Source organism: Bacteroides oleiciplenus YIT 12058, from assembly GCF_000315485.1.
Taxonomy (GTDB): Bacteria; Bacteroidota; Bacteroidia; order Bacteroidales; family Bacteroidaceae; genus Bacteroides; species Bacteroides oleiciplenus.
Genome location: NZ_JH992941.1, coordinates 119,812 through 144,736 on the forward strand (window position 1 = coordinate 119,812; position 24,925 = coordinate 144,736).

The 24,925-nt window shown below is 45.4% G+C and carries 17 protein-coding genes; 5 read left to right on the forward strand and 12 right to left on the reverse strand.

All coding sequences use genetic code 11. The features are described from left to right. The first annotated feature begins 170 nt into the window (after positions 1-170). The 4 genes from HMPREF9447_RS08755 (at position 171) to HMPREF9447_RS08770 (ending at position 9,864) form a co-directional block, all read left to right on the forward strand. Positions 171-2,993 carry a two-component regulator propeller domain-containing protein gene (locus tag HMPREF9447_RS08755; RefSeq protein ID WP_244267596.1) on the forward strand — a complete coding sequence of 941 codons (2,823 nt, stop codon included), beginning with the start codon at positions 171-173 and terminating at the stop codon, positions 2,991-2,993. A 205-nt stretch (positions 2,994-3,198) separates the two neighbouring features. Next, complete coding sequence (locus HMPREF9447_RS08760) at positions 3,199-6,201, forward strand: SusC/RagA family TonB-linked outer membrane protein (RefSeq protein ID WP_009129354.1); 3,003 nt, start codon at positions 3,199-3,201, stop codon at positions 6,199-6,201. A gap of 19 nt (positions 6,202-6,220) precedes the next feature. After that, positions 6,221-7,840 (forward strand): RagB/SusD family nutrient uptake outer membrane protein, encoded by a 1,620-nt coding sequence (locus HMPREF9447_RS08765; RefSeq protein WP_009129355.1) that lies wholly within the window; start codon positions 6,221-6,223, stop codon positions 7,838-7,840. 35 nt (positions 7,841-7,875) lie between these two features. Next, entirely contained in the window at positions 7,876-9,864 is a 1,989-nt protein-coding gene (locus HMPREF9447_RS08770; protein WP_009129356.1) for a beta-L-arabinofuranosidase domain-containing protein, read from the forward strand. A 63-nt stretch (positions 9,865-9,927) separates the two neighbouring features. On the opposite strand, the gene HMPREF9447_RS08775 is transcribed toward HMPREF9447_RS08770, so the two are convergent. The 10 genes from HMPREF9447_RS08775 to HMPREF9447_RS08815 all read right to left on the reverse strand — a co-directional run bounded on the left by HMPREF9447_RS08775 (position 9,928) and on the right by HMPREF9447_RS08815 (position 20,660). Beyond that, entirely contained in the window at positions 9,928-11,367 is a 1,440-nt protein-coding gene (locus HMPREF9447_RS08775) for a HAMP domain-containing histidine kinase (RefSeq protein WP_009129357.1), read from the reverse strand. A 21-nt stretch (positions 11,368-11,388) separates the two neighbouring features. Then, positions 11,389-12,513: a hypothetical protein gene (locus HMPREF9447_RS08780; protein ID WP_009129358.1), complete on the reverse strand. Its 1,125-nt coding sequence runs from the start codon at positions 12,511-12,513 to the stop codon at positions 11,389-11,391. Positions 12,514-12,671: 158 nt separating this feature from the next. Beyond that, positions 12,672-13,421 carry a hypothetical protein gene (locus HMPREF9447_RS08785; protein ID WP_009129359.1) on the reverse strand — a complete coding sequence of 250 codons (750 nt, stop codon included), beginning with the start codon at positions 13,419-13,421 and terminating at the stop codon, positions 12,672-12,674. 178 nt (positions 13,422-13,599) lie between these two features. Further along, positions 13,600-14,172, reverse strand: a complete 573-nt coding sequence (locus tag HMPREF9447_RS08790) for a K(+)-transporting ATPase subunit C (protein ID WP_009129360.1) — start codon at positions 14,170-14,172, stop codon at positions 13,600-13,602. A 24-nt stretch (positions 14,173-14,196) separates the two neighbouring features. Beyond that, positions 14,197-16,245 carry a potassium-transporting ATPase subunit KdpB gene (gene kdpB / locus HMPREF9447_RS08795; protein WP_009129361.1) on the reverse strand — a complete coding sequence of 683 codons (2,049 nt, stop codon included), beginning with the start codon at positions 16,243-16,245 and terminating at the stop codon, positions 14,197-14,199. Positions 16,246-16,264: 19 nt separating this feature from the next. Continuing rightward, on the reverse strand, positions 16,265-17,971 hold the full coding sequence (gene kdpA, locus HMPREF9447_RS08800; RefSeq protein WP_009129362.1) for a potassium-transporting ATPase subunit KdpA: 1,707 nt from the start codon (positions 17,969-17,971) through the stop codon (positions 16,265-16,267). A gap of 43 nt (positions 17,972-18,014) precedes the next feature. Beyond that, on the reverse strand, positions 18,015-18,095 hold the full coding sequence (locus HMPREF9447_RS29425; protein WP_074435147.1) for a potassium-transporting ATPase subunit F: 81 nt from the start codon (positions 18,093-18,095) through the stop codon (positions 18,015-18,017). A gap of 394 nt (positions 18,096-18,489) precedes the next feature. Continuing rightward, positions 18,490-18,900, reverse strand: a complete 411-nt coding sequence (locus HMPREF9447_RS08805; RefSeq protein WP_009129364.1) for a HEPN domain-containing protein — start codon at positions 18,898-18,900, stop codon at positions 18,490-18,492. Continuing rightward, on the reverse strand, positions 18,897-19,208 hold the full coding sequence (locus HMPREF9447_RS08810; RefSeq protein ID WP_009129365.1) for a nucleotidyltransferase domain-containing protein: 312 nt from the start codon (positions 19,206-19,208) through the stop codon (positions 18,897-18,899). The genes HMPREF9447_RS08805 and HMPREF9447_RS08810 overlap by 4 nt, the downstream gene beginning before the upstream one ends. A 108-nt stretch (positions 19,209-19,316) precedes the next feature. Next, entirely contained in the window at positions 19,317-20,660 is a 1,344-nt protein-coding gene (locus HMPREF9447_RS08815; protein ID WP_009129366.1) for a sigma-54-dependent transcriptional regulator, read from the reverse strand. Between the two features lie 287 nt (positions 20,661-20,947). On the opposite strand from HMPREF9447_RS08815, the gene HMPREF9447_RS08820 reads away from it, so the two are divergent. Next, complete coding sequence (locus HMPREF9447_RS08820) at positions 20,948-22,285, forward strand: amino acid kinase family protein (protein ID WP_009129367.1); 1,338 nt, start codon at positions 20,948-20,950, stop codon at positions 22,283-22,285. Here HMPREF9447_RS08820 and HMPREF9447_RS08825 read toward each other — a convergent pair. Continuing rightward, positions 22,282-23,472 carry an AGE family epimerase/isomerase gene (locus HMPREF9447_RS08825; protein WP_009129368.1) on the reverse strand — a complete coding sequence of 397 codons (1,191 nt, stop codon included), beginning with the start codon at positions 23,470-23,472 and terminating at the stop codon, positions 22,282-22,284. The genes HMPREF9447_RS08820 and HMPREF9447_RS08825 overlap by 4 nt on opposite strands. 46 nt (positions 23,473-23,518) lie before the next feature. Beyond that, entirely contained in the window at positions 23,519-24,898 is a 1,380-nt protein-coding gene (locus HMPREF9447_RS08830) for an MFS transporter (RefSeq protein WP_009129369.1), read from the reverse strand. Between the last annotated feature and the right edge of the window lie 27 nt (positions 24,899-24,925).

Genomic DNA, 24,925 nt, shown 5'->3' on the forward strand with positions numbered 1-24,925 from the left:
TTCAATTGAACTCTACTTTTTTTATATGATTATGAGTTTTATTTCTACCTTTGTGTATCAATACGTGAGAAAACACATGTAATGAGTTACTCAAAGATACAATGATAAACATACAGAAACATATTATCTATAGACGGAGAGTTTACGTAGTAATCCTCTTTTTCTTACTTATGTTCAGTCCCTTAGTCCATGCCCAGGACATAGTGGTAAGGGAAATTCCATCATTGGATAAACTTCCGGTCAACGCCATCCACCGCATCTTTCAGGACAGCGACGGATATATATGGTATGGTACCTTCAATGGTCTGTGCCGGAATGACGGGTATAATATTCGTGTGTTCCGCTCTGACTTATATCATCCGGGACTCTTATCCGACAATTATATAACCTACATTTCCGAAGATTATGAAAAGAAAATCTGGTTCGGAACAATGAAAGGGGGATATATACTGGATAAGGCCACCTCCCAAATTACTCCGATGGATTTACAAGAGTTCTCTGATCAGAATGTATTTACCATAAATGTGACCAAAGACGGAAATATATGGGTGAGCATGCGGGGAGTGCTATTCCGGTTCAGAGCAGACGGGACTCTGGTGAAACGGTATAAGACAGAGTATAATCATTCTCCCGAATTTGTGTACATAGTCTATGAAGATAAAGCAGGTGATTTACTGATATCCATCACCAGAGGCGGCATGTATAAGCTCAATAAGGAAACGGACGATTTTGAAGCTTATTTCCATAATGAGGATTATATGGATATCGAACGGATCATCTGGGATGAAACAAACGGATATTATTGGCTAGGAACTTGGGGAAAAGGAATTGTACGTTTCAATCCGGACGGCAAAACTAAGGAAGAGCAGTATATTCCACAGCCACTTCCCGTCGACATCACAGGAAATCCCACAGGAGCTATTTACCACATGGTGCAGGATGATATATTCCATTATATATGGGTCACTTCCTGGAAGGACTTATTCGCTTTTCGCATTACAGAAAAAGGAATGCTGAAACAAGTAGACACTTCTTCCTTCCTTACTCCCGGCAACAAAATACTTTATGAGATATACAAAGATAAAGAGGGTAAATTATGGGTATCTTCTTTTGATGTAGAAAGTTTCATTATTGATATCCGCGATTACATCGTCAAAAAGTATCCCTTACCGGACTTAAGAAACCGCTTAAAGGCTAATCCGGCTATCAATTCATTATGTAAAGAGGAGGAGGATATCTTCTGGTTTTCGCAAGACCGGTATGGGCTATGTATTTATGATAGCCAAAAAGATAAGCTTAAACACTATTCAGAATGTCCGGGAACCAGGCATCTACCCTTCGGAGATGTATACGATTTAGTCCGTTCTCATAGTCACAACAGGATATGGGCGATGCCTTATGGTTCCACAGTCTTTGGATTAAGCCAACAAAACCTGGAGATGAAAGAGGAACTCCGGGTTGACATCAGCCAGATCACAAAGAATCCGGGAACTAATACATCTTTGTTTGAAGACTCCAATGATAATTTATGGATAGGCACCACGACAGGCCTATTCGTATACAGAATAAAAGCCTCAACTCTTGAAAGCATTCCGGAGGTATCGGGACATGTCGCCGGTATCACGCAAACAGCCGATGGCCGGATATGGGCAGTAGTCAAGAATAAAGGGATTTATCAAGTCGGGCAAAACAAACACATAGAACATTACTCATTCAACAAAGATTTTATTTGTGTGGATGCTACCAGTGACGGAAATCTCTGGATAGGAACTGCCGAAGGAGAAGTGTTGATGTTCGACCACCGGTTCAAGGAGAAACTGACGGATTACAGTTTCAATTGCGGAATGAAAGGAGATATCATCAATAATATCACAGTAGACATCTACAACCATGTATGGATTACCACCAATCAAATGATTAAAGAGTTTAATCCACGCAATGGTGCCTATCGCAGTTATAGTACCAAAGACAAGAACTTTTTACTTACCCGCCTATTATCCCATGCCGTTTACTATGATAAGAAAGGAGAAATATATTTCGGAGGAATTTCAGGCATAGTATCCATTTCGCCAACCCAGCAACTGGAAAGTATTCCCGAACAAGTTAAAACGCATATCACCGACATCAAAATCATGGGGAAAAGTATCTGGGAGAATAAGCTCAAACAGAATCCCATCACTACTTCTGTATGCGTATCGCCCAACGACCAGAATCTGGAAATAGAATTCTCTTCCTTAGACTTCCACAATCTAGACCAGATACGTTATGCCTATCGGATGGTAGGCGTAGATCTTGACTGGATTTATCTGGACGACAGAAAAAACTCCGCATTCTACAACAGGCTGGATAAAGGAAAATACATATTCCAGGTGAAAGCTACGGATAAGAACGGATTATGGAGCAATGAAATCACCGAAGTGGTTATTCACCGCCTGCCTGCATGGTATGAAACCTGGTGGGCATATCTCATTTACGTCCTTCTTTGTGCAGGCTTTTTGTCATATTGTATCTATATCTACCTGAAGCGCATGAAACGTAAAAACGATGAAAAGTGGGCGGATAGCGCCGAACTGGTAAAAATGCACCAGTATCTGGATACAAAAGAGAGCCTGTCCGTTCCTGAATTTGCCGAAATAGACAAATTATTGCTGAACAGAGCCACAAAGGCAGTGGAAGAACATCTGGGTGAAGCAGAATTCAATGTGGTGTCTCTGGCAGAGGCCATGAACATGTCCCGCTCTACCCTTTCACGGAAAATAAAGGTGATTACCGGGAAAACCCCATTAGACTTCATAAAAGATATAAAGATGCAACATGCCTGCCGGATGCTGGAAAATAAAACCGCTACTATAGCGGATGTTATCACAGCATTGGGCTACAGTGACTATAAGAATTTTACGCAATCTTTTAAAGAAGCATTTGGTATGACTCCCAGTGAATACCAGAAACAGATAAAAGAAAAAGCAGAAGAGTCTGCCGATTCATCTCGCTGAACAACAAAAAGCACCTCTCCTTTTGGGTGATTTTGCTCAAACCATAGGGGATAATTAGTCAATTTTACCTTGATTAATTATCCCCTATGGTTTGATTTATAAGCATTAACAGTTTTATCCTTATTTGTTTTCCTTTGCCACAGAAAGATGGATGAGCTCATCTCTATCAAAAGAAAAAGAAACCGTTAATTTTAAATTCAATTTCATGAAGAACTATCATTTAAGAAAATCATCAAAGAAAACTTTTCTCTCCGTGATGATGGCTTCCGCACTTTACGCAGGTTGCCCGCAAGCTGTTTTTGCAACAGTGAATGAAGTACAAGTAATCCTGCAATCCAGCACTGTAAAAGGCCAGATAGTGGATGAAAACGGAGAGCCCATTATCGGGGCAACCGTCATGCTAAAAGGCACATCGAAAGGAGCAATCACAGACCTCAACGGTAACTTCACTCTGGAAAACGCTTCAAAAGGCATATTGGTAATCTCTTATATAGGTTACATCACAGAGGAAGTACAAACTAATGGTCAAGGTTCTGTCAACGTAGTATTAAAAGAAGATACCAAGCGACTGGATGAAGTGGTAGTTGTCGGTTATGGAACACAGCGCAAAGAGGAACTGAGTAGTTCCGTGATGAGCGTGAAATCCAGCGAATTCGTACAAGCAACCAAACCGGATGTAGCAGGGTTGATCAGAGGTAAGGTTGCAGGTCTGGCCGTCATTTCGCCTGACGCCAATCCATTGTCCACTTCACAAGTTTCGTTACGTGGGGTTGCTACGCTTAATCTGGGGACTTTCCCCTTGGTAATTATCGATGGCGTGCAAGGAGATCTCAACAGTGTCTCTCCGAATGATATTGCACAAATTGATGTACTGAAGGATGGTTCGGCCGCCGCTATCTATGGAACCAGAGGCACCAACGGTGTAATACTGATAACCACCAAAAGTGGAAAAACGGAAATGAAGCCATCAATCGAAGTTAACAGCTATATTTCGTTTCAGAAGATAAATAAGAAGCTCCCTATGATGAATGCTGCTCAATATCTGGATAAAGTCCAGCAAGGAATCCCCGGAGCAATGGATAACGGAGCCAGAGTAGATTGGATGGACGAAATACTACAAACTCCATTCAATCAAACATACAGTATTAACCTTAAGGGTGGATCAGCAAATACCAGCTACATAGCCAGTTTCGATTATACCTCAAATGAGGGAATTGTAAAACGCTCAAAAGTAGATATGATTTATCCTCGCATCAACGTTGTCCACCGTATGTTCGACAACAAACTTAAAATTGAGGCAAATCTGAATGGCTATCAAAGGAAGTACGACATCGGATACAGTAATGATGTATATCAGAGTGCATTGATTTTCAACCCAACAAGTCCTGTGAAAGATGAAAATGGTAATTGGACCGAGATTGCACGTGATATGATTTTTAATCCGGTTGCCCTTCTGAACGAAACAAAAGGAGAAAATAAATCAACGAACTTAAGAGCCTATTCGGCTATAACTCTTATTCCTGTTGAAGGTCTGGATATTAAATTCCTCATCTCGAATGAGACATACAACAACTTTTCTGGGTATTATGAGACTAAAAAGCATAAATCAACCACAATCAGTAAAAAGAACGGGTATGCTTCACGTTCAACAGCCCGCAATGAAAATACCATGATGGAGTTGACTGCTCAATATAACAAGCAATTCAACAATTCACACAACCTGAATGCATTAGCTGGATATAGCTGGAACAAATGGAATTATCAATCCGCTTCTATGGATAACTATGACTTTCCGTCCGACGACTATTCGTATAACAATATAGGTTTAGGCAATGCGCTGAAAGAAGGAAAAGCCAACCAATCGTCCTATCAAGGTGAGAATAAGCTCATAGGATTCTTCGCAAGGGTAAACTACAACTATAAAGGCAAATATTTCATTTCTGCCAGCATGAGGCACGAAGGCTCTTCTAAATTCGGTAAAGACCACAAATGGGGTAATTTCCCGGCAATGTCTTTAGCATGGAACATAAAGGGAGAACAATTCCTTAATAATATTCAAGCAATTAGTACACTCAAGCTAAGAGCCGGTTTTGGTATAACAGGAACAGAACCAGGTTCAGCCTATATCTCTTTAAATTCACTAAATTTGGGAGGTTATGGTTACTACAACGGACAATGGACTAATCTTCTACGGCCAGGCGGAAACCCCAACCCCGATTTACGATGGGAGAAAAAAGAAGAATTGAATATCGGTCTTGACTTCGGCTTCCTTAATGACAGAATATCCGGAAGCATTGATTTCTATAATCGGGAGACGAAAGACCTTATAGGAAGCTATCAGGTTCCTGTACCGCCTTATTATAGTGCATGGATTACAGCAAATGCCGGTTCGATACGAAATACCGGTCTTGAAGTATCATTGAATGTGGTTCCCGTCCAGAATAAGAATTTCACCTGGGATTCAGGTATCAACTTCTCAACGAATAAGAATAAGCTCCTATCCTTGTCCAGTGACAAGTATTTCTCTGACTCTTACCAGAATGTAGGAAACACGCTTGCCCCTATTCAGCAACCAACCCATAGAATAGAGGAAGGAGAACCGATTGGTAATTTCTACGGCTACAAAAGTATTGATATAGACGAAGACGGTCACTGGATCATAGAAGGTGCAGATGGTAAACCCAAACCGATTTCAGAGCAACAGGAATCCGACAAGAAAGTTTTGGGTAACGGTCTTCCTAAGTTTTACCTGAACTGGAATAATACAATCAGATACAAGCAGGTTGACCTGTCTGTCACTATGCGGGGAGCCTTTGGTTTTCAGATATTAAATATGGCAGAGATGCATTATGCCGCTCCGGTTTCATTATTGGGAGGAGATAATGTGATGGAAAAAGCCTTTGATAATGTGTATGGTAAGCGTCCATTAGCTTACGACCAGTCCTTACAATATGTAAGCTATTTCGTTCAAGATGGTGATTATTGGAAAATTGACAATATCACAATAGGATATACGCCAAAGATTGGAAAAAATAAATGGGTAAAAAACTTTAGAATTTACGGTAGTATATCAAATCTTGCCACCATAACCGGTTACAGTGGAATTGACCCGGAAGTCGGCATTACCGGTCAGACTCCCGGTATAGATGACAGGTACAGATACCCTTCTGCCCGTACATTCTCTTTAGGAGTAAACCTGAGTTTCTAATTTATTAAAATGAGCTATTATGAAAAAAAGAACTTTCACTGAATATATATTTTTATTCTTATTGACAATAGGTATTACAAGTTGTACCAATCTGGACGAAAAAGTATTTTCATCTGTTACGGAAGAAACATACAACTATACTGTCAATGATTTCGGTCCTAATATTGCAGGAGCTTATGCCGCATTGAATTATGGTTATGTAGGCACGTATTGGCAAACTCAGGAATTAACGGGATGTTGTATATCAATACCTGCCAATGCAAGCGGTTGGGATGACGGAGGTATCTATAAACGCCTGCAATTCCATAACTGGAATTCTGAACTGGGACAGATTTTAGACTTGTGGAACAACTATTATACTGGTGTAATCTTGTGTAATAGTGCTATCGACAAAATTGAACGGGGATTGATTCCTGCTCCGTCAGATGCAGAAAGGCAGTCCGGGCTGGCAGAATTAAGGGCATTGAGAGCTTATTATTATTGGATTCTCTTTGATAATTTTGGTGATATACCATTGGTAACGACCATGTCTCAGGACCTTCCGGAAAAGACATCGAGAGCGGATGTTTACGATTTCGTTGTAAGGGAATTGAATGAAGTGATACCCGCCCTGAACGAAGAACAAGGAGGCAGCATGTATGGACGCATCAACAAATGGGCAGGAAAAGCCATATTAGCCAATGTATATCTGAACGCTGAAGTCTACACGGGTACCGCCCGCTGGAATGAATGCCTGTCACAATGCAACGATATCATTAATAGCGGAAAATGCGATCTGTCACCTGAATTTAAAGACTCCTTCAGGGCTCAAGGGGTGGAATCTTCAAAGGAAGTGTTGTTTACAATCCCTTACGACTACAATCGGGGAATAGTAGGAAACTACCTTTTCATGAATTCATGGCATAGTGAATTACAAAAGAAATTCCTGTTGAATGCAGTGCCCAATGCAGCCGGTGGGCCGAAAGGTACAACCCAATTCATTGATACCTATCAGGACGGCGACTCCAGGCTTGAGGACTCCTGGTTAATGGGACAGCAGTTTGATGCAGAAGGAAATCCATTATATGGTGCCTATGACAAGAAAGGAGAACTATTAATATTCTCCAAAGAACTTCCCGACGGGAATTTTACAAACGAGATGGAAGGATACAGGTATAATAAACAAGAAGTTCCGGCCGGTTCTGAATGGAGTTGCAGTACGGATATCCCGCTTTTACGTTATTCGGAAGTGTTATTAATGAAAGCCGAATGCTTATTAAGAACCAACCAGTCCGGAGCGGGTGAATTAGTAACTGAGGTAAGAAAACGAGCTTTTAAAGCAGACCCATCCAAGGCAACCGTAACAGATGATGAATTGAAAGAGAATTCCAGTTACCAATGGGGAGTAGTTGAAAATTACCAGATCACAGATCGCGGTAACCAAGACCCGATAGAATTCGGACGACTATTTGATGAAAGATGTTGGGAGTTTGTATGGGAAGGATATACCCGAAGGGATATGATACGCTTTGGCATATTCTGTAAGAAAAGCTGGTTGTCGCATAAACCGCAAGGAGACCATCGCATTGTATTCCCAATTCCTCAAAGAGCTGTGGACGCTAATCCGAAATTAACACAGAATCCGGATTATGCCAATTAAAAGAGTCAGAATTAATTCATTATCAACAATAAAGTATGAGAACAAAAATTATTGCTATTTTATTATTTGCCAATTTGACAACAAGTCTTAATGCCCAGAATCATGACAAAGTAGGATTACTGGAAAAGCCGGTACCCGTCTCATCCGTAAAAAACATTACGGGATTCTTCGGACATCGTATGGAAGTGAACCGCGATGCTTATCTGAAGCACTTCCCGATAGAAAAGTATGTGGATTTTGTTGTGAACAGACAGCACACCGCATGGGACTGGACTCAGGCGGAACAACACGGTAAGTGGATAGAATCAGCCTATTTGTCGGCTGTGCAAAGCGGAGACCAGGAACTATTGGCTAAAGCAGAAGCAGTACTGAACCGCATCATCGGCTCACAGGAAGAAAGCGGTTACGTGGGAGCCACAGCCAAGAGTTTCCGTTCTCCCGAAAGACCGGTAAGAGGAATGGATGCTTACGAGCTGTATTTTGTTTTTCATGCTTTCATCACAGTGTACGAGGAGACAGGAGATAAGAAAGCCCTGGCTGCCGCAGAAAAGCTGGCAGACTACTTCCTGCAATACTTTGGACCAGGCAAACTGGAGTTCTGGCCTTCCAAACTGAGGGCACCCGAAAACAAGCAAAAGCATTTGGACGGTCAGTCAGAATTTGCAGGTCACAGCGTGCACTATTCCTGGGAAGGTACCCTACTCTGTGACCCTGTAACAAGACTGTATGAACTGACCGGAAAGAAAAAGTATCTGGACTGGAGCCAGTGGGTGGTTAGCAACATTGATAAATGGAGCGGTTGGGATGCTTTCTCACGCCTGGACTCTGTTGCCGACGGCACGTTAGGAGTAGACAAACTCCAGCCTTATGTACACTCCCACACTTTCCATATGAACTTTATGGGTTTTCTCCGCCTGTACCGCATCACCGGAGATAAATCCCTGTTGCGCAAAGTGGCAGGTGCCTGGGATGATATTCACGAACGCCAGATGTACATCACCGGTGGAGTCAGCGTTGCCGAGCATTACGAACACGATTATGTGAAGCCTCTTTCCGGTAATATCGTGGAAACCTGTGCCACCATGTCCTGGATGCAACTGACCCAACAATTACTGGAACTGACCGGAGAGTCCAAATATGCCGATGCCATGGAACGCCTGATGATTAACCATGTATTTGCAGCCCAGGACTGCGAGAACGGAGTATGCCGCTATCATACAGCCCCCAACGGAAGCAAGCCCGACGGCTACTTCCACGGACCTGACTGTTGCACGGCAAGCGGGCACCGCATTATTTCGATGTTGCCCACCTTCATTTATGCAGAAAAAGGGAAGGAATTCTACGTCAATCAGTACATGCCCTCACAATACAACGGAAAGGATTTCGCTTTCAGCATCACCGGCAACTATCCGGAATCGGAAAACATGGAGCTGGTTATTGAGTCGGAAAAAGCTAAAAATAAAACAATAAATTTGCGTATCCCTTCCTGGTGCGAGAATCCCAAAGTATCCGTAAATGGAGAAGCTGTTGCAGACATAAAACCGGGTACTTATCTGAAACTATCGCGCAAATGGGGCAAAGGAGATAAAATAAATATCATCTTCCCTATGGAAGAAAAATGGATATCACGCAGTCATCACAGCAAATACATTTCTTACAGATTGCCAGGCGGCGAAGTCATGTATAAGGAAGAACCTGCGGACAAAATACCTTATGCTTTCGTACGCGGTCCTATCGTCTATTCGCTGGATATGGTGTGGAATAAGCAGCTTTGCAATGATGACGTGGATATGGAACAGGATATGCGTATGAATGTAACATCTAAACCCACAGCAATTAACAAACCGCGCAAAGACATGTTAGGTCCGGTATATCAGGCTAAAGCTCTTTATAAAGGCAGCGAAGTGGACGTAGTGCTCACCCCGTTTGCCAATATCGGACAATGGTTCCGCCCAGATGGAGTGAAACCGCAGAAGAACGCTGATGCTTTCACATATGCAATCTGGCTATATAAGGCAGAGTGAGAGGAGGATAAGAAATAGTAGAGTGATAAAGTGATAAGTGATACTTATCACTTTATCACTCCCCTACGCCTTCAACCGGATAATGAACCTGCTCCCTTTTCCCAATTCACTTTCCACCGTCAACGTTCCGCCATGAGCTTCTACAAAATCCTTTGAGATGGATAAGCCCAAGCCACTGCCTTGCACCTTCGTTCCCGGTACACGGAAATAACGGTCGAAAATGCTTTGATGATAGCGTGGGTCGATACCCTTGCCAAAGTCCTGCACATACATCTCAATGATTTCGTTTTCATGCTTGGCACCAATCACCACACGCCCGTTTTCTTTGGAATAACGGATGGCGTTGCTCAGAAGATTTGTCAGCACCCAGGCTATCTTTTCACTGTCCACAAACAGTTTCGGCATCTTTTCATCAGGATATTCCACTTCTATCTGGATACCGAATTTATCAGCCTGCACCTGGTTGGCCTTGATGGCATACTCAATAAGCTCGATAGGCTTCGTTATCTTCGGCATCATTTGGAGCTTCCCGGCTTCCACTTGTGTCATATTCAGAAGTTCACCGGTAATGCCCAACAGACGGTCGGCATTCTCCCTGATGCTCTTTGATAATTGTTCCTGTTCATCATTCAAGGCACCCACGCGTTTATCTTCCAACAGTTGCAGACTCATAAGAATGGCAGAAATAGGCGTTTTCAGTTCATGGGAGATGGTGGAGATAAAGGTAGTCTTGGCAGAATCCAGTTCCTTGAACTCGGTGATATTCTTCAACAGGATGACGTCACCCAGGTTTTGCGGTTCGTCCGTATCGGTTTCCGTGTTCATAATCGTGATATAGGACGCTTGGAAATAACTCTCCTTGTTGTCAGCATAGATTTTCAGCGGTTCCTTCTTTTCACTGGGAGTGATGAGTTCGCGCACCAGACGGCGGAGCAGGTCGTTCTTCAGCGAGAGCTCTTCGGCGGAATGGCGGATTACATCTTCCCGCTTCAAGTTCAGCACGGTGAGCGCCTCTTTGTTGATGAAAAGTATTTCATGCTCCCGGTTCAGGCCGATGATAGGCTCATGGATACTGTTCACGATGGCTTCCAGAAACTTTTTGGCGGAGAGAATATCATTCAGCGTGCTGGCACGGTATTCCGTCAGCCGTTCCGCCATGCGGTTGAAGCTGTCGGCCACTGCGCTGAATTCTTCGTGCCCGCTCATGTCGAGGCGTTTCTCGTAATTGTGATTGGCTATTTCAAATATGCCGTGCGTCAGTTCCTGAATAGGCTTACTGATGGAACGGGGCAACCAAACAAGCAACACGATGCTGGCAAGAATGCAAACGCCTCCTGTAACGGAAATCCACAGCAAAGCACGCTGCAACCCCGGCATGGCGGCGGGACTGTCCGGTTCGGTGGCCGTCAAAATCTGGAGGTTAACGACCGAAAGAGCAACCAGCAGGATAATCATGCCGGAGAGGATGCCTACACTGAGTATTAATTTAGTACGAATATTCATAATGCACTGATGAATTAAATTTTATGCAAGTATAATCAAATCTATGTTTGCTTGCGCCAATTCGCTCACAAATTTTCTGTATTTCAACACCATGAACAAGGATTGCGGAAAGCGGAAAGCAGGACTGCCCATGCAAACCGTCGTAATTTGCCGCTCTTTACAGGCCCGTACCACGGCATCCAGCACGTCCCGGGACTGTACCTGGAGGACTTCACCATCCAACTCTGTGACCAGTTTGAAGTGGTTCAGCAGATAACGCTGGCTTGCCAGGTCGATGCGGTCGGCACTCTCGCGGGGCGTCTGCACATACAGGGCAATGAAAGAAGTATTGTAGCGGGTAGCCAGCCGTGCCGCCTTACGGATGATGCGCCGTGGCGTCTTCTCATGACTGCTGATGCATGCCAGAAACTTCTCGTGCCGGACACCTACGCTCGAAATGACGACTTCGTTCTCCACCTTCTTCTCCACTCGCAGGGCTACTTCCTTCAAGGCCAGTTCACGGAGTTGGAGGATGTTCTCGGTCCGGAAGAAGTTGGTCAGTGCCGTCTGCACCTTCTCCGGGCGATAAATCTTGCCGGCTTTCAGACGGGTTATCAGTTCTTCGGCAGTCAGGTCGATGTTCACCACCTCGTCCGCTTCCTGAAGGACACTGTCGGGGATGCGCTCTTTGACTTCGATGCCGGAGATGCCTTGTACCTCTTCGTTCACGCTCTCGATGTGCTGGATGTTGACGGCGGAAATCACGTTGATGCCTTCGTCCAAAAGGTCCATCACGTCCTGCCAGCGCTTTTCGTTGCGACTACCTTCTACGTTGGTATGCGCCAGTTCGTCCACGATGACTATTTCGGGATGGATGCGGATGATACCCTCCAAATCCATTTCTTCCAGTTCCTTGCCTTTGTAGAATATCCGGCGGCGGGGGATGACGGGCAGGCCTGCAAGGAGAGCTTCCGTCCCGGCACGTCCGTGGGTTTCGATGTAGCCGATTTGCACGTCTACGCCGTTGTCCAGCAGGTCGTGGGCTTCCTGGAGCATCCGGTAAGACTTGCCCACACCGGCTATCATGCCGATGTAAATCTTGAACTTGCCACGACGGGATTTCTTTATCAGGTCGAGGAAGTGTTGCACGTTTTGTTCTCTGTCCATACCTTTAAGTAGTTATCATTATGGGTTAGCTGGGATTAGTAAGTGAGTTGGCATATCATCAATGCCGATGATGGGTATCATCAATGCCAATGATGCCTATCATCAATGCCATTGATGATAGGCTAAGTCATAGAGACAAGATACCTCTGTCACTTACATTAAGGCTTTAAGGTTATGCCAAAGACTAAGTGGGTATCTTCCAAACAAGGATTCCAGATAGCCTGTGCAAATATAGGCAATGAAAACGAGTCTGTTATCCTGATAGCCGTAGTAGCTTTCAATGCTACATTGGTAAAGGCAAAACCGGAGTTTCCATATCCTACCGTATAAGTTTCATAAGGAACGAATCCTACGGTTGCATTCAAACCTACCGACTTCACGCTGAACGGATAGTTCACTTCACAATAGGAAGAATAGTTTTGCGCGCCTTCCTCATTCTTATCGGCACCGGCAAACATAGTGTACCAAGCTATGGACAGGGGGAACTTCTCACAAGGCAGGGCATAGGCCAGACCGGCTTCGAAGAAGTGCGCCGTCTCATGACTCGTGAAGTTGAAATACTGACGGGCACCCTGTCCCGCCCACCAGAGGCTTGCCACGGACAGCGACAGACCGGACTCGCCGAATGCGTAAGCTGCCGTCAGGTCTATCTCTTTGTTTGCCCGGCCTTCGGTAGATTTATAACCATCGAAGTCTGTGGAACCCCAGGCAGTCAGAGAGAAGCCTCCGATGCCGAAACCCAGTGTAGGCTGGAAGCTGGCTCCTGTCTGGTATACGCCGCGCCAGACGTAAGAACTTACTAAATCACCTTGCACAGTGAATTCCTGTGCCTTTACATCGTTTGTCCCGAAAATACATGCAGCAACAATGGCTGCTATTACAAAAAACTTTCTTTTTACTTGTTTCATAATTCATTCAATCTTTTAAAAACAATGCTCTTAAGAAAAGAGAGGCGTGTCTCCGTTCACCCTGTTTTTAGACATCACCATGGCAAAATATGAACGGAGCCTCCCGCCTCTCTTCTACCAACCTAAAGTTATGTTCTGATTATTAAAATAATTGATTATATAAATGATATCAAAGTATCTATTTGTCTGTCTCTTCGAGTGCAATATTCAGCTTCAACACATTCACCTTCTCTGTCCCGAAAAGGCCGAGCAACGGTTTCTGCACCGCCTCGTCTACAATACTTTTCACCTTCGCCTCATCCATGCCACGAGCCCGGGCCACACGCTTCACCTGCACATAAGCACATGCAGGAGTGATATCCGGATCGAGACCGGAGGCACTGGCCGTCACCATTTCAGCCGGAACATCCTTGCGTTGCAGATAAGGATGGTGCACCAGGAAAGTGTCGATGCGTGCTTCGACTTCCGCCAGATACTCCTCATTCGTAGGACCTTTGTTGCTGCCAGACGAACTGGAAGCATCATAACCATCGCCGGCAGCCGAGGGACGTCCCCAGAAATAAATATCCTTTGTAAACATCTGCCCCACATTGGCAGCACCCACCACCTTACCGTTCAGGGTAGCGACTTCCGCATTACCGCCATTCGGTCCTGCCACTTGGGCGAATATCCACAGGACAAGTATATAGAACACTGAGAAGAACACGCAAAAAGCAAGTGTTATTTTGAGGGATTTCAATAAAGTTTTCATTACTGTTATTATTTAATTAATATATTACAAGAATAGACTGACAATCATATCTATCAACTTGATACCAACGAACGGAGCAATGACACCACCCAAACCATAAACGAACAGGTTACGGCGAAGCAATGCACTGGCACCTATCGGCTTGTATTGCACACCGCGCAGCGCCAACGGAATCAGGATAGGAATAATGATTGCATTAAAGATGATTGCCGAAAGGATAGCCGTCTCCGGGCTATGCAATCCCATAACGTTCAGCGGTGCCAACTGCGGTATGGCAACCATAAACAAGGCCGGAATAATGGCAAAGTACTTGGCTACATCATTCGCAATAGAAAAAGTAGTCAGCGTGCCGCGTGTCATCAACAATTGCTTGCCGATTTCTACAATTTCAATCAACTTAGTCGGGTCATTGTCCAGATCCACCATGTTACCGGCTTCCTTAGCGGCCTGTGTACCGCTGTTCATGGCGACTCCCACGTTGGCCTGCGCCAATGCCGGAGCATCGTTCGTACCATCGCCCATCATAGCCACCAGTTTACCGGATTCTTGTTCTTTTTTAATATACTCCATCTTATCTTCCGGCTTAGCTTCAGCAATAAAGTCATCCACCCCGGCTTTTTCGGCAATATACTTAGCAGTCAGCGGATTGTCACCGGTCACCATAACCGTCTTCACACCCATTTTACGCAGACGCTCGAAACGTTCCTGAATACCCGGTTTGATAATATCCTGCAACTCAATAACACCGGCCACCTTCCGGTTGACACACACCACCAGCGGAGTTCCGCCATTACTTGAGATTGCAGCTATCGTATCTTCTATTTCTTTTGGAAAGTGATTCCCATCACCCTCCACTATTTTACGAATAGCATCAAAAGCACCTTTACGTATCTCGGTGCCGTCCTGCAAATCTACACCGGAGCATTTGGTTTCGGCTGTAAACTTAATCATGCGGGCACCCGTAACACTCAAATCGCGCATGCGGCGGCCTGTTTCACGTCCCAGTTCGATGATGGACTTGCCTTCCGGCGTTTCATCAGAAAGAGAGGAGAGCAGACAGGCTTCCACAAAATCGGCTTCGTTCACTCCGGGAGCAGCATAGAACTTCGTCGCCTTGCGGTTACCGATAGTGATGGTGCCCGTCTTGTCCAGCAGCAGCGTGTCGATGTCTCCGGCAGTCTCCACCGCCTTACCCGATTTAGTGATTACATTGGCACGGAGCGCACGGTCCATACCTGCAATGCCGATGGCAGAAAGCAAACCGCCGATAGTAGTCGGTATCAGGCAGACAAACAGAGAGAGGATGGCAGCGATGGAAATATACGTTCCCGGATGGTCGATGTTCGTATAGTCCGCCATCGGAATCAGTGTCACGCAGACAATCACGAACACCAGAGTAAAACCTGCCAGAAGGATGGTCAGTGCAATCTCATTCGGCGTTTTCTTACGTGTGGCACCTTCCACCAATGCAATCATTTTGTCGAGGAAGCTCTCACCCGGTTGCTGGGTCACCAGTACCTTAATTTTATCAGACAGTACTTTCGTACCACCTGTTACAGAACTTTTATCGCCACCCGCCTCACGGATTACCGGAGCGGATTCGCCCGTAATGGCACTCTCGTCGATAGATGCCAGACCTTCTACAATCTCGCCGTCGGCGGGAATGGTGTCTCCGGCTTCACAAACGAAGTAATCTCCCTTCTTCAACCGTGAGCTGCTGATGGTACGCACTTTACCGTCAATCAATATCTTGGCGGGAGTCTCCTCACGCGTCTTGCGTAAGCTGTCGGCCTGTGCCTTGCCGCGTGCTTCGGCAATGGCCTCGGCAAAGTTGGCAAACAACAGGGTGACGAACAGGATGACGAACACGAGGAAGTTATATCCGAACGTTCCGTATTCCGGGGTGCCCAGCGAGAGGAGGCACACCACCAGCATCACCAGTGTCACAAGCTCCACCGTGAACATTATCGGGTTCTTTATCATCATTCGCGGGTTCAGCTTCACGAATGATTGCTTCAAGCTTTCCATTACTTGCTCCTTCTGAAACAGAGAAGCTGATTTCTTATCTTTCATAATCTTCTTTTTCTTCTACTTACAAACTAAAATGTTCAGCAATCGTACTCAACGCATGTACCGGGAAGAATGACAATGCAGCCACAATGAAGATTACTGCAAAAGTCATCACGCCGAATGTCAGTGTATCCGTCTTCAGCGTACCGGCGCTCTCCGGAATAAACTTCTTCTGCGCTAACAAACCGGCAATGGCAACCTGCCCTATGATAGGAAGGAATCGACTCAAAATAAGTACCCAACCGCATGAATAATTCCAGAAATACGTATTATCACCTAGTCCTTCAAAGCCGGAACCGTTATTTGCCGCGCACGACGTAAACTCATACAGTTGCTCGCTCAAACCATGGAAACCAGGGTTATTCAGCCAACCTCCCTCACTTGCCACAAAGTCGGGATGATGGGCAAAGAGATAACCGGACAATGCCGTGCCCACCAAAATCACAAACGGATGGAGTAATGCCACAATGGTAGCAATCTTCATTTCGCGTGCCTCCACCTTCTTGCCAAGGAACTCCGGTGTACGTCCCACCATCAGCCCGCTGATGAACACTGCGATAATGATGAAAGTATAATAGTTCATCCATCCTACGCCGACACCGCCGAACCAGGTATTAATCTGCATATTCAACATCTCCATCAGTCCGCTGAGGGGCATTGTAGAGTCATGCATACCGTTGACAGAGCCGTTGGAAGTCACCGTAGTCGTAATGCTCCACAGAGCAGTGGCACCTGAACCAAGACGCACTTCCTTACCTTCCATCGCTCCGCCTGTCTGCGCAATGCCCATGTCGTCGATGCGCGGATTGCCATTCATCTCTTGATACACATTAATGCCCACACCTGTCAGATAAGCAAAGAGCATCACACCGAAGATGCTATAAGCCAGCTTCTTGCGTTTGGAGTAGAAACCAAGTGCGAAGACCATTGCCATCGGGATTATGAGGATAGACCAGCACTCTGCCATATTTGTCAGATACGACGGATTCTCCAATGGATGCGATGAGTTCACACCGAAATAACCGCCGCCATTAGTACCCAATTGTTTGATGGGCACAATGGCAGCCGCAGGACCTTGTGAAACCATCTGTTCCTGCCCTTCGAGCGTGGTCACCTCCATCTTTCCGTCAAAGCCCATCGGGGTACCTTCTATAATAAGGATGAAACCCACAATCAGCGAAAGCGGTAACAGGATACGGGTGCAACTCAGCACCAGAAAGTTCCAGAAGTTACCTATCGTCTTGGTCGTCTTCACGGAAATGGACTTCATGATACCTGCCATAGCCGCCATACCCGTTGCAGCCGTAATAAACTGGAAAAGCATGATGACAAATAACTGCGTGAAGTAAGTCAGCCCGCTCTCACCGGAATAGTGCTGCAAGTTACAGTTCACCATGAAACTGATGCAGGTGTTGAATGCCTGGTCCGGCGTCTGCGGGCCGTTGCCATCCGGGTTCAACGGTAGCCAGCCCTGACTGACCAACAGCACCATGCCCCATACAAACCAGAAAGCGTTTAATATCAAAAGTGCTTTCAGGAACTGTTTCCAGTTCATTTCCTCAGCGGGGTTGATGCCACACACTTTAAAAATAAGTCTCTCAATCGGCTTCATGAAGTCCGACCATGTTTTTTGTCCTTTATAGACTTTTGCAATATATTTTCCCAGTGGGTAAGCCAGCACCACCATCAGGACAATTTGCAGGACTACACCTAAAATTTCTGTGTTCATTTCTCTAATTCATTAATAGAATGATACCTTAATTGCCAATTGACTAAAACTTCTCCGGTTTTACGAGTACATACATCAAATACCCGAAAACCGCAATACCTAATACAAATAATGTTGTGTACATAATTCTCTCTCCTTCTTAAATCTTTTCAAACCAATCCACACATTTCCAGAACAGCCCGAAAGCGAGCAACCCGCTCAACAGGCAGAAAATAAATGAAATCGTTATTCCCATGTCTTTTACCTTTTTAAAATTGATACTATTATTTCATCATGCTAAGGTATGCCAATTGCGTGCCATACATGCAGAAAAGTACATAACAGTCTAATATCCAAGATTGTGAGGGTTACAAACAGAAAAGTATAAAACAGAAATACCCTTTCAAAATGAAAGGGTATTTATCAAAATAGGGCGAGATGAGTTTTATCCTGCATTCTATCCGAAGTACAGTTCAGATAGAATACGGATACATATAAAAATAAATGGTAAAAGAAGATAGATAGCAGATTAAACGAATTTAATCGTTTCCTTTAATCAAAGCTTCAACTGCGACAATAAAAGCTTCTGCACGAGGACGAAGCATATTTACTAATGGCGCATCACAATAAGCGAAATCACTGTAATCACTACTGTGCCGCTTATCGAAAAGTAAACCAAAAGTAGTGCTATGTTCCAGACTAAGACGCCCGTTACGAACAAAGTGCATGGAAAGTTGTGTTTTCACGCCATTGTGCGTAGCCGCTTCTATGTGATGACTTAATAAAAGAGCAGTAGCCGCATAATAGCAAGCATAATATAACCGATTAACAGCAGCATTGAAATATCCGCCACCGTATAGTAAATCCGCTTCTCCAAGAGTGCTGTGAGCACGTTCCAGGCGGTAATCAACCATTGCCGCACGAGTTTCGGCATCTAATTGTTGCTTCATAACACGATGCCCTCCCGACTAACATTTATAGTAAATGGACTGACAAGTTGTTCCCAAGCATGGCGGAGAAGCACTAATGCATTAATGGCTACTCCTGTCTGTGCTTCCAGTTCAGAGAGAGGGCGACGAAGTTCAAGTTCCCTATCGGGAGTGAGTTCTTCGCTATCATCAAGCAAGATAAGCAAGTCGATGTCTGAGTCGTGACGAGCATCACCACGGGCCTCGGAACCATAAAGAATGGTCTTCGCATCGGGAGCAATATGATGTATCACTTCTGCAATACGACGGACAATATCAGGTCGTTTCATTAGCTTTCCTCCTATTCGTAATTATAATCTCTTATCTCTTTCAGTTGAACAACACAAAGATAGCAATGTTTTCCGAAAAGCCCATCTCTACATACCCCGAAATGCAGCTCAAATCTTATATTCCTCTATCTTCCTGTACAACGTCGTCAACCCGATTTTCAGCAATCGCGCTGCTTCCGTCTTGTTGCCCTTCGTGTATTCCAGCACGCGGGCGATGTGCCGCCTCTCCATTGCCGAAAGTTCGAAACTACCGGGAGTTTCCTCATCCGACTGTTCATAATGGGCATTCTGAATATCGAGAGGAAGGTCGGTAATATCCAGTCGTGCCCCTTCGCAGACGATGAGGCTGCGCTCTATCACGTTGCGGAGTTCACGGATATTCCCCTTCCACGGTTGCAGTTCAAGCGTAGTGAGAAAATCAGGAGTGATCTCGGTTATCGAACGAGCCAGTTGTGCAGAGAAGTTCTTCACGAAAGCCTTTGCCAGCAGGCGGATGTCTCCCGCACGCTCACGCAACGGTGGCAGATGCACCTGGAACACCGAAAGGCGATAGAACAAATCTTCACGGAAACGCCCTTTGGCTATTTCTTCCGGCAGATTGCGGTTAGTTGCCGCAATGATACGCACATTGACGCGTGTCGGCTTGGTATCGCCTATCTTGATATATTCGCCTGTTTCGAGGATGCGCAACAACTTCGCTTGCAGTTCAAAGGCCATCTCTCCGATTTCATCCAGGAAGATAGTTCCGTTGTTCGCCTCTTCAAACAATCCCTTCTTATCTTTCAATGCTCCGGTAAACGAACCTGCCTTGTGTCCGAACATCTCGCTCTCCAGCAATTCCTTGCTGAATGAGGAACAGTTCACCGCAACGAAATTCTGTCGGGCACGCTTACTACTGTAATGAATGGCTTGCGCAAACACCTCCTTGCCAGTTCCCGTCTCTCCGGTCAGCAACACAGGCACATCGGTCACCGCTACTTTCTGCGCCAACGACACAGCATCTTTCAGAGACTTGGACTCTCCCAATATAGAATCGAAAGAGTACGTCCGTCCCACCTTCTTCTCCAACTTCTCCAGGCGGACATTCATCGCGGCCTTCTCTACCGCACGGCTGATAAGGGGAATAATCTTGTTATTGTCATCTCCTTTGGTGATATAATCGAAAGCCCCATTCTTGATGGCCTGCACCCCGTCGGGGATATTGCCGTGGGCAGTCAGCAGAATGACTTCCACATTGGGAGCCGCCTTTTTGATGGACAGCACCAGGTCCACCCCGTTCCCGTCGGGCAGAAACACATCACACAAAGCTACATCGGGGCTCTGGACTTCCAACTGTCGTAGAGCAGCCCTGCAATCACCGGCCTGGCAGACTTCGTATCCTTCCAACTCCATCATACGTGCCAGCAGGGTACGGATTTGTACCTCGTCGTCAACGATTAAAATCTTACTCATATCTCTTCAGATAAGTTTTAAACTGATAATGGTAAAAAACAGGGTGTGCAAATATAAAGCTTTTCCTGAAATGCCACGGCACATCTTTTGAACTTTTATGATAGAGAAGCAAATCTCCCCGCAACGTCTTCAGCAGCTTAACCGCACGGATACAAGGAGATAAAGGCTTCTGGAGAAATAAACGACTTTCTTCACCTCTGTTTCATTTTGATAAAATCACTCCGAAATGAAAGGGAAAGGATAAGAAGCCTGAACTGATTTATATAAACGACTAAAAATAAAAGAATATGAAAATCTACAAATTCGATGGAAATTCCACCGCATCCGTAAAAGGGATGCAACACGTAGCAGAACTGATCCGCAACAACGAACCCAAAATCGTCGTATTGTCCGCAGCGGAAAACGTCACCAAACATCTGGACGAAATACCTGCCTGCTTCTTCAGCCGCAACATCGAAGAAGCCCATGAGAAAATAACCAAACTGGAGTTCCAATTCATCGACTTCGCCAACGAACTGCTTTCGGACGACAACATCAAGCACGAAGCGGTGAAAAGCATCCTCGACTGTTTTCAGGCTATCTGGAAATACAGTCTGGAACCATTCTATTCTACCGATGAAAAGGAAATACTGGCACAGGGCGACTTACTGATATCCACCCTAATGGGATTTTACTTGCGGGAGCAAGGAGTGGACAACCGCGTCATCTGTGCTTTCGACTTCATACGCACAGGACTGGACGGCGAACCCGACCAAGAGTACATCACCGATAAGCTGAAAGAGATTTGCGCCCCCTACCCCGGCACACGCTTATTCATCACCCAGGGAAGTATTTGCAGGAATGCTTTCGGCGAAACCGACTATCTGAAGCAAGGTGGCAGCGATTATACCGCCGCCCTTATCGGCACGGCCCTACAAGCAGAAGAAATACAAATATGGACGGACACTCATATCCGTAGCAATGATACGCTGGTCGTGAAAGATGCCGACATCATTAGAGAACTGAGTTTCAGTGAAGCCGAACGGCTCACTTACTTCAATACCCGTATCCTGCATCCGCTTTGTCTGACCACAGCATGGAAAGGGGATGTCCCCATCCGTCTGCTCAACCCCACAGCTCCCAAAGCGGAAGGAACTTATATATCAAACAATCAACAGAAAACTAAAACCGCAAAAGCGATAGCCGCCAAAGACGGTATCACCTACATACGCTTTGAATCGAACGATATATTGAGACCTTATATGTTTATCAGCAAAATTCTCGACACCTTCTCCAAATATAAGACGATGCCCTGTCTCCTCACTTCGTCCAACGATAACCTGTCGATAGCCACGGACAATAAAGAACATCTGTCGCTCATCCTGCGGGAACTCAACCGGTATGCCCGGATATGGGTGGAGGACCGAATGAGTATTATCTCCGTCATAGGAAACAGGAAGTCTTCGGGCATAGAGTTCGAAGCCCGCATTATGGACGCACTGAAGGATATTCCGTTAAGGATGATTTCATACGGCAGCGACGAGAATGATGTGTCACTCGTCATCAGGACGGCAGACAAGGCGGAAGCGCTCCGTCTGCTTGATGAGAAGTTGTTTAAAACGGTATGTTTCAGGAAGGCTTGCTAAAAAGGCAAGCGTTCCATTACTTCTAAACACATACGCCCGTTATGGTACGGACATTTCCAGAATCCGGCTTTATCATCTTCGGTATTTACCGTACCATCGGCACGCACACTCCAATGCCATTCACCATTCTTTTCATCTATCAGGTTCTTCCTGATGAAGTCCCAGCAACAAAAAGCTTTCCTCAGTGCCACTTCATCATCAAAATGCTGATAGAGATTGACGTGCCCCACTACATTCTCCGCCTGCACCCACCAATGGCGGTCGGTATCGGTCTTTTGCTTATCCGGAAAGGTTTCATAAATCATGGAGCCGTCAGGAGTCAGCCCTTCATCGGCTGCGGCGGCGATAAACTCAACCAGCGGTTCCACTTTTTCCAGCAACGCCTCATCTCCCAGCACCAAGGCGGCTTCATGTATCAGCCAGGAAGCTTCGATGTCATGCCCGTAAGAAATAATGTGGTATTTGCTGTGCCAGTCATCGTCGAAAAAGAGTTCCAGATGGCCTGTTTCGATATTAAGAATCTTATCCGTAAATAGTTCTATCAGATTGCGCAACTGTCGTTTCAGACGTTCGTCTTTCCATACACGGTAAAGATTAGTGTAGGGTTCCAATATATGCAGATGCGTATTCATCGTTTTGCGCTCGTTCTCATCTTTATCACTGAGCCGCATATCGGCAATCTCGCCCCACTGACGGGTAAGTGCCTCGCAATATCCGTTCTTCACGGGATCGAAGCTATGCTTCTCAATATCTTCAAAAAGACGAATCGCATACTCCAATGCCTCAGCATCTCCCGTGGCACGGTGATACTCGCTCAGTCCGTAGATGGCAAAACCGATGGCATATATCTGTTTTTTCGTATCCAGCGGACAACCTTTATAATCGAGTGACCAATAGATGCCTCCGAACTCTTTATCATAGAAATTTTCTACAATCACCCGTTTGGCACGAGCTGCCGTCACAAGATATTCTTCTTTCTTCAGCAGACGGTAGGCAGCTGAAAAGGTCCAAAGGATACGAGCATTCAGAATAGCACCTTTCTCTGCTTCCGGCATCAGTTCTCCGGTTCCGGTGATACGCCCATAGAAACCGCCGTTTGCTTCATCCGTCATTCGTTTCATCCAGAAGGGAAGAATATCGGCTACCAACTCTTCCTCCATCTCTTTCTTTATATTCCTAACATCCATAGTCTATAATTTAGCCATTTACAATATAGAATCAAACTACACACCATTAAAGAGAATTTCTGATAGGTTTCAGTTTCTCATTAATCTCTGCCACCCGGTCCTTCGTCAGCGGATAAAAGTATACAACCACTATTGCCAGCACAGCCACAGCAGCAGGAATCCAACTCATCAGCAAGTTTAACCCCGTCAACGCCTCCTCTGTCTGCACCACTCCCTCTGCAGTGTTATAGCCGAACGCCGCAAGTATCCACATCACAGCCGCCCCTCCGAAGGCACCGCCAAACTTCTGCGCCATCGACGAAGAAGAGAATATCAGTCCCGTGGACGCTGTACCGTCTTTTAACTCGGCATAATCAGAAACGTCGGCATACATACTCCAGACAAGCGGAGACACAATGCCCGTACAGATTGAAATGATGACCTGCATCACCAGCATCAGCCAGAAGCCCACCGGCGTACAAGGCAGATAGAAGAACAAAATGCTCAATACAGCCAGTACAGCCATCGTCAGGATATAAGTGGATTTCTTACCCAATCCGCGTGAAAGAGGTACAGCCAGCACTACTCCTATCATATTCGACACTTCGCCCACACCAAGGAACAATCCGGCATAGAACAAAATTGTGAAATCACCCAAGTTCAGGAATATACTGTCACCAATATAATCTTTAAAGAAATAAGCAGCCGTAGCACCCCGCACCGTACAAAAGAGATTGGAACACAGTGCCGCCCCGATAAGCAGCCACCAGGGAACATTAGCCAGCAAAGACTTGAAGTCTTTCCCGATAGAAGCAGTAGACACGGTTTTCACATATTCGCGTGTCATCCGGAAACAAAGCAGGAAACAGAGGAAGCATAGAGTAGCAATCACTATCATAGAATATTGCCAACTGATATGCACTGAACCAGTCATATCCTTAAACCATGTACACAACGGCTCCCAGGCAAACAACGCAATAAAACTGCCTCCATAGGCAAAAAACATCCGGTAAGAAGAAAACACGGTTTTCGTATCCGAGTCATCTGTCATTACTCCAAGCATAGCGCCATAAGGCACATTGATAGCCGTATAGACCGTCATCATCATGATATACGTGACATATGCCCAGACCAGCTTACCCGTCGCCCCAAAATCCGGAGTGGTAAACATCAATACACCACAAACGGCAAACGGAAGGGAAATCCATAACAGATAAGGACGGTATTTCCCCCAACGTGTATGCGTCCTGTCAGCTATTATCCCCATCATCGGATCAGAGACGGCATCCCAAATGCGCGTCACCAGCAACAGGACACCGGTATCCGCCAGACTCAAACCATATATATTTGAATAAAATATAGGCAGATAATAGGAGAATATCTTCCAGAACATAGAAGAAGACATATCGCCAAAACCATAACCAATTTTCTCTTTCAGTGTTGCCATGATACTAAATATTAGGTATCAAATATA

Excerpts from the sequence above, each read along its gene's own strand:
- HMPREF9447_RS08755 (WP_244267596.1), top strand. The coding sequence starts at position 171 with ATGTTCAGTCCCTTAGTCCATGCCCAGGACATAGTGGTAAGGGAAATT.
- HMPREF9447_RS08760 (WP_009129354.1), top strand. The coding sequence starts at position 3,199 with ATGAAGAACTATCATTTAAGAAAATCATCAAAGAAAACTTTTCTCTCC.
- HMPREF9447_RS08765 (WP_009129355.1), top strand. The coding sequence starts at position 6,221 with ATGAAAAAAAGAACTTTCACTGAATATATATTTTTATTCTTATTGACA.
- HMPREF9447_RS08770 (WP_009129356.1), top strand. The coding sequence starts at position 7,876 with ATGAGAACAAAAATTATTGCTATTTTATTATTTGCCAATTTGACAACA.
- HMPREF9447_RS08775 (WP_009129357.1), bottom strand. The coding sequence starts at position 11,367 with ATGAATATTCGTACTAAATTAATACTCAGTGTAGGCATCCTCTCCGGC.
- HMPREF9447_RS08780 (WP_009129358.1), bottom strand. The coding sequence starts at position 12,513 with ATGGACAGAGAACAAAACGTGCAACACTTCCTCGACCTGATAAAGAAA.
- HMPREF9447_RS08785 (WP_009129359.1), bottom strand. The coding sequence starts at position 13,421 with ATGAAACAAGTAAAAAGAAAGTTTTTTGTAATAGCAGCCATTGTTGCT.
- HMPREF9447_RS08790 (WP_009129360.1), bottom strand. The coding sequence starts at position 14,172 with ATGAAAACTTTATTGAAATCCCTCAAAATAACACTTGCTTTTTGCGTG.
- kdpB (WP_009129361.1), bottom strand. The coding sequence starts at position 16,245 with ATGAAAGATAAGAAATCAGCTTCTCTGTTTCAGAAGGAGCAAGTAATG.
- kdpA (WP_009129362.1), bottom strand. The coding sequence starts at position 17,971 with ATGAACACAGAAATTTTAGGTGTAGTCCTGCAAATTGTCCTGATGGTG.
- HMPREF9447_RS29425 (WP_074435147.1), bottom strand. The coding sequence starts at position 18,095 with ATGTACACAACATTATTTGTATTAGGTATTGCGGTTTTCGGGTATTTG.
- HMPREF9447_RS08805 (WP_009129364.1), bottom strand. The coding sequence starts at position 18,900 with ATGAAGCAACAATTAGATGCCGAAACTCGTGCGGCAATGGTTGATTAC.
- HMPREF9447_RS08810 (WP_009129365.1), bottom strand. The coding sequence starts at position 19,208 with ATGAAACGACCTGATATTGTCCGTCGTATTGCAGAAGTGATACATCAT.
- HMPREF9447_RS08815 (WP_009129366.1), bottom strand. The coding sequence starts at position 20,660 with ATGAGTAAGATTTTAATCGTTGACGACGAGGTACAAATCCGTACCCTG.
- HMPREF9447_RS08820 (WP_009129367.1), top strand. The coding sequence starts at position 20,948 with ATGAAAATCTACAAATTCGATGGAAATTCCACCGCATCCGTAAAAGGG.
- HMPREF9447_RS08825 (WP_009129368.1), bottom strand. The coding sequence starts at position 23,472 with ATGGATGTTAGGAATATAAAGAAAGAGATGGAGGAAGAGTTGGTAGCC.
- HMPREF9447_RS08830 (WP_009129369.1), bottom strand. The coding sequence starts at position 24,898 with ATGGCAACACTGAAAGAGAAAATTGGTTATGGTTTTGGCGATATGTCT.